At 42.4% G+C, this 5052-nt stretch carries 6 protein-coding genes; all 6 read left to right on the forward strand.

Annotation, left to right across the window (positions count from 1 at the left end):
* Nucleotides 1–44 precede the first annotated feature (44 nt).
* A complete protein-coding gene (locus tag RDS42_RS12495; protein WP_308783946.1) occupies nt 45–914 on the forward strand; it encodes an MBL fold metallo-hydrolase in 870 nt (289 codons plus the stop codon).
* A gap of 12 nt (nt 915–926) precedes the next feature.
* A complete protein-coding gene (locus tag RDS42_RS12500; protein ID WP_308783947.1) occupies nt 927–1682 on the forward strand; it encodes a polyphosphate polymerase domain-containing protein in 756 nt (251 codons plus the stop codon).
* Nucleotides 1676–2344 carry a DUF4956 domain-containing protein gene (locus RDS42_RS12505; protein WP_308783948.1) on the forward strand — a complete coding sequence of 223 codons (669 nt, stop codon included), beginning with the start codon at nt 1676–1678 and terminating at the stop codon, nt 2342–2344. The genes RDS42_RS12500 and RDS42_RS12505 overlap by 7 nt, the downstream gene beginning before the upstream one ends.
* Before the next feature lie 47 nt (nt 2345–2391).
* The gene (locus RDS42_RS12510; protein WP_308783949.1) at nt 2392–2967 is read left to right on the forward strand and encodes a sigma-70 family RNA polymerase sigma factor; all 576 of its coding nucleotides are present in this window, start codon (nt 2392–2394) and stop codon (nt 2965–2967) included.
* Nucleotides 2964–4091: a hypothetical protein gene (locus RDS42_RS12515; RefSeq protein ID WP_308783950.1), complete on the forward strand. Its 1128-nt coding sequence runs from the start codon at nt 2964–2966 to the stop codon at nt 4089–4091. The genes RDS42_RS12510 and RDS42_RS12515 overlap by 4 nt, the downstream gene beginning before the upstream one ends.
* A gap of 121 nt (nt 4092–4212) precedes the next feature.
* Entirely contained in the window at nt 4213–5040 is an 828-nt protein-coding gene (locus tag RDS42_RS12520) for an HAD family hydrolase (protein ID WP_308783951.1), read from the forward strand.
* The last annotated feature ends 12 nt before the right edge of the window (nt 5041–5052 follow it).

The raw sequence follows: 5052 nt of genomic DNA on the forward strand, positions 1-5052 counted from the left end.
AAAACACTTCTTTTGCATTGTACTTGTAAAGGAGGTGTTTTTTTATGATAAAGAAAAACAAAATAACAGCAGCAATGGTTCTTCTGGGGATGCTCGGAAGTATTCTGGCGGGGCAGGGAGACCGTACCGTAAAGGGAGCAGCACAGACGGAGCCTTTAAAGGTAACTCTTTTGAAGGTCGGGAAGGCAGATGCCATTGCCATACAGACAGAAGAAAATACCATGGTGATCGATACAGGGGAAGAGGAAGATGGAGAGGAGCTTGTACTTTATTTGAAAAACCAGGGAATCTCTCAGGTGGATACGCTTCTGATCACACATTTTGACCAGGATCATGTTGGAGGAGCAGATACACTGATAGAATCCATGGATGTAGGAAGAGTGCTGGTTCCGGATTACGAGGGAATCTCCACGGAATATCAGGATTTTATGATCGCTCTGGAGGAAAAGGGCATGAGGGCAGAACGTTTGAAAAAGGCAGAAGAGTTTGAATTGGGCAGTGCAAAAGTGTTTGTAGAGCCGCCTGCATCCTGTGAGATCAAAGATGGAGAAGCGGAGGTAGATAATAATTTTTCAATTATTACTACGATTACTCATGGAAAAAACAGGCTTCTGTTTACCGGAGATGCAGAAAAACAGAGGATCCGGCAGTGGCTGAAGGACGGACGGGCAGAGAAATGCGATTTTTTGAAGGTTCCTCATCATGGCGTGTATAATACCGCACTACAGGATCTCTTTGAAGCAGTTGCTCCAGAGTATGCAGTAATCTGTTCTTCCAATAAGAATCCTGCAGATTCCCAGACCATTGAATTGTTAAAGAAGTATAACACCCATGTTTTTGAGACGAAAGACGGAAATATCACAGTGATCAGCGATGGAACATCTCTGGAAATGAAACAGGATCTGGAGCATTAGGAGGGAGAGCGTATGGCACAATCAGTTTTTAACCGTTATGAAAAAAAATATCTGATGCCGGAACCGGTATATCTGGAACTGAGAAAACGGCTGGCACCTTATATGCAGGAAGATGAATATGGACTTCACACAATATGCAACATTTATTATGACACCAGGGATTCCTATCTGATACGCCGGTCTATCGAGCATCCGGTTTACAAAGAAAAACTCAGACTGAGAAGCTATGGGATTCCTACGTTGGATTCAAAAGTTTTTCTGGAAATCAAGAAAAAATATAGAAAAGTTGTTAATAAAAGAAGAATCCAGCTTACTTTAAGAGAAGCTTATGATTACATAGAACATGGAATCCGGCCAGAACAGGACAGTCAGATCCTTCACGAAATTGACTTCTTTTTACAGAGATATCCTCTGGTGAAAGGTTTATATCTGGCGTATGACAGGATCGCGCTTTTTGGAAAACAGGATGCATCCTTTCGGGTGACTTTTGATCAGAACATACGAAGCCGGCATGTGGCAATGGGACTGGAAAACGGAGATGCAGGCGAAAAGCTTCTGCCAGAAGGATATTATTTAATGGAAAGTAAAATTATGGGTGCAGCTCCTCTTTGGTTTACAGAAATTTTATCGGAGTTGTCTGTTTACCCGGTTTCTTTTTCAAAATATGGAAACATTTACAAAAAAGAGCATAATTCTTTTGATGCAGAACAGTTAATGGTTCACAGAATGGAAAACTGGAATGAGATAAGGAGGACAAAGGTATGTTAAACAGTATTTTTCATGCAGGGACATTTTCAATAGAAGCAGTATTGACAGCTATGGCAGCAGCTCTGATTCTTGGGCTGGTGATCGCTATAATCTATAAACAATCAGGAATCCATATTGGAAGTTTTGCTGTGGTTCTGGCGGTGCTTCCACTTCTGGTCAGCGTGGTCATTCTGATCGTAAACGGAAATCTGGGAACTTCGGTTGCCGTTCTTGGAGCTTTTGGCCTTATAAGATTTCGCAGTGCGCCCGGAACAGCAAGGGAGATTGGCTTTATCTTTTTTGCAATGGCAGTAGGGCTTGCATCCGGCATGGGATTTATTTCTCTTGCTGTTCTGATTACCATGACAGCGGGGATTTTTATATTGGTTCTGGAGAAACTTCAGTTTGGAAATCCTGTTTCCAGGGAGAGAGAACTTCGAATTACCATCCCGGAGGATCTGAATTATATGGGAGTTTTTGATGATCTTTTTCAGACCTATACAAAATTTTCACATCTGGAACGGGTAAAGACAACGAATATGGGAACTATGTATGAACTGTCTTATCGGGTGGAACTAAGAAATATGGCAAAAGAAAAAGAATTTATTGACGAGCTCCGGTGTCGGAATGGAAACCTTTCTATTATATATGGTCTTGTTCCCCGTGAGAAAAATGAGCTATAATAAAGAAAATATATGGGGGTTCCATACAGGGATAAGGAGAACGAATCATGCTGGTATTTGCTGCGCTGGCCTACAGTAAGCCGGAAAACAGAGAAACAATAAATATAGATGAAACTGTCTTTTACAGGATTTCCGCAGGGGAAAAGGAGGCATTTTGTCAGTTATACGAAAAGACAAGCAATGTGATCTTTTCTTATGCACTGTCACTGCTGCGAAACAGAGAGGACGCAGAGGATGCCATGCAGGAGACCTTTTTAAAAATACGTTCAGCGGCTCATTTATATCGCCCTATGGATAAGCCAATGGCATGGATTTTTACCATAGCCAGAAATGTCTGTCTGATGAAATTCAGAAAGCAGAAACATTATTCTGCTGTTTCTGTAGATGAGTTAAGGGAGATCCCGGACTGCAGTGATATCCGGGATCGTGAGGATCGTATTGTCCTGGAAACAGCATTTCAGATTTTGACAAAGGAGGAATGTCAGATCATAGTCTTGCATGCAGTATCAGGAATGAAACACAGAGAGATCAGCGAACTTATGCATCTGCCGTTGTCAACGGTTTTGTCACGGTATAACAGAAGCATAAAAAAACTTCGGGGACAGCTGGAGGGATTATTATGAAAAATATCACAGAGTCTTATCTGAAGGAACGTCTGAAAAATGCAGTAGAGCAGATTTTACCGGATAAGGCGGAGGAAATATGGGCGCAGCCGGTGGAAAAAGCCTCCGGTGACGAATGGTTTCTGGATGGTCTGGACAGACATGTTCACACTGCTGCAAAAGTTATAAAGATTGTGTCTGCAGCAGCTGCCTGTTTTGTGATTGGTATGTTTTCCTATTATATGATTGTACTGCAGTCTCAGGCAACGGTGTATCTGGATGTAAATCCCAGCATACAGTTTGAACTGAACAGCAGAGAAGAAGTTATTTCTGCCGAGGCCGCCAATCAGGACGGGGAAATAATTCTTGAAGATATGGATCTGAAACATACAGATCTGGATGTTGCCGTAAATGCCATTTTTGGATCTATGGTCAAGCATGGATATCTAAGTCAGGCAGAGAATATGGTTCTGCTTTCTGTAGACAGCAGCAATCCAAATAAAAGCGAAAAACTTCGCACAGAGATATCCAAAGAAATCAGCAGCTGTCTGGATTCCATGGTAGGATCAGCCTCTGTTTTTGACCAGGATGTATATGTGGATGATGAATTAAAAGCAATGGCGGAACAATATGAAATCACTCCAGGAAAGGCGGAGCTGATACGGAAGCTGACTTCGGAGAATCCAAAGCTGAATTATGCACAGCTGGCATCTCTGCCCATTAAAGATCTGGTAGAAAGGCTGAACCAGGAAGGCATCGATTTAAGAGAGTATGCCAATTATACTGGAAATGGTTATATCCTGGAACCGGAAGAAGAGGACGACTCAGAAGAGCCGGAAAAGGAAAGTAATGATAAAGATCAGGAGGATGACAGAGATACAGATTCTCAGGATAAAGAGGAAGAAGATGATGATTCCGAAGAAGGCAGGCGTCAGGGCGCGCTTCCTCTGAATGGCCCGTCACAGAGAAATGAAGCCTCGGTATCTTCTGTAAGCAGACCTGAATCGGAAGAACCGGAATATGAAGCTCCAGAGCCGGAGGAACCAGCGTATGAAGTTCCGGAACCAGAGTATGAAGAACCGGAATATGAAGAGCCAGAGTATGAAGAACCGGAAGCAGATGACGATGGGGAGGAGGATGACTGAGAACTATCTTTTTTGCAGGTGTTTTTTATAAAAAATGCCAGTTTACAATCCTGAAAATCTAAAATATAATGGAAAAATGAGAACGATTCCATATTGGACAGATTTTGGGAGGATACAGAAGATGAGCAAAAAAATTATTTTTCTTGACATAGACGGAACATTGACAGAGCCGGGGCGCAACGTGCCCCCGGCTTCTGCTCTGGAAGCGGTAAAAAATGCACGAAAAGCAGGAAATCTTGTGTTCCTGTGCAGCGGAAGAAATTATGGGATGCTTTCCCCTCTTCTTGCTTATGGTTTTGACGGTGCCGTAGCCAGCGCAGGCGGGTATATTGCATGTGGAGAGCAGGTAATCTATGACTGCCCTATGACAGAAGAACAGAAGGAAAAAGTCATGAAGACGTTGGAAGAAAATGGTGTGTACCGTACGGCAGAGTGCGTAGAAGGTGCTTATGCTGATGAAGGACTTGAAGACTTTTTGAGAGAAAGCTTTGGAAAAAACGGAAGCAGTGAATTGATTCGCTGGAGAGAAATGATAAAAAAATCCTTTCATATCCGGCCGATGGAAGAATATGCAGGCCAGCCGGTATACAAATTTGTTGTAATGAGCCCTTCTATGGATAATCTGAATCGATCCAAAAGAGTTTTGGAAAGTGAGTTTCAGTTTTGTATCCAGGATGATTCCAGGGGGATTGTAAACTGTGAAATCATTAATCGGAAATTTAATAAGGGTATGGGAGTAAAGCGAGTCTGCGAATATTATCAGATTCCAATCAGTGATGCCGTAGGATTTGGAGACAGCATGAATGACAAGGAAATGCTGGAGACAGTTGGGCTTAGCATCTGTATGGAGAATGGAAACGAAGCTGTGAAAAAAATTGCAGATGAGGTATGTCCGCCGGTAACTGAGGATGGTCTCTGGAAAGCTTTTCAGAAGTACAATCTGATGTAAAAAAATAATTTC

Source organism: uncultured Blautia sp. (assembly GCF_902497045.1).
GTDB lineage: Bacteria > Bacillota > Clostridia > Lachnospirales > Lachnospiraceae > Blautia_A.

What these genes read in the sequence shown, in the direction of transcription:
- RDS42_RS12520 (WP_308783951.1), top strand. Translation starts at nt 4,213, where the DNA reads ATGAGCAAAAAAATTATTTTTCTTGACATAGACGGAACATTGACAGAG.
- RDS42_RS12500 (WP_308783947.1), top strand. Translation starts at nt 927, where the DNA reads ATGGCACAATCAGTTTTTAACCGTTATGAAAAAAAATATCTGATGCCG.
- RDS42_RS12510 (WP_308783949.1), top strand. Translation starts at nt 2,392, where the DNA reads ATGCTGGTATTTGCTGCGCTGGCCTACAGTAAGCCGGAAAACAGAGAA.
- RDS42_RS12515 (WP_308783950.1), top strand. Translation starts at nt 2,964, where the DNA reads ATGAAAAATATCACAGAGTCTTATCTGAAGGAACGTCTGAAAAATGCA.
- RDS42_RS12495 (WP_308783946.1), top strand. Translation starts at nt 45, where the DNA reads ATGATAAAGAAAAACAAAATAACAGCAGCAATGGTTCTTCTGGGGATG.
- RDS42_RS12505 (WP_308783948.1), top strand. Translation starts at nt 1,676, where the DNA reads ATGTTAAACAGTATTTTTCATGCAGGGACATTTTCAATAGAAGCAGTA.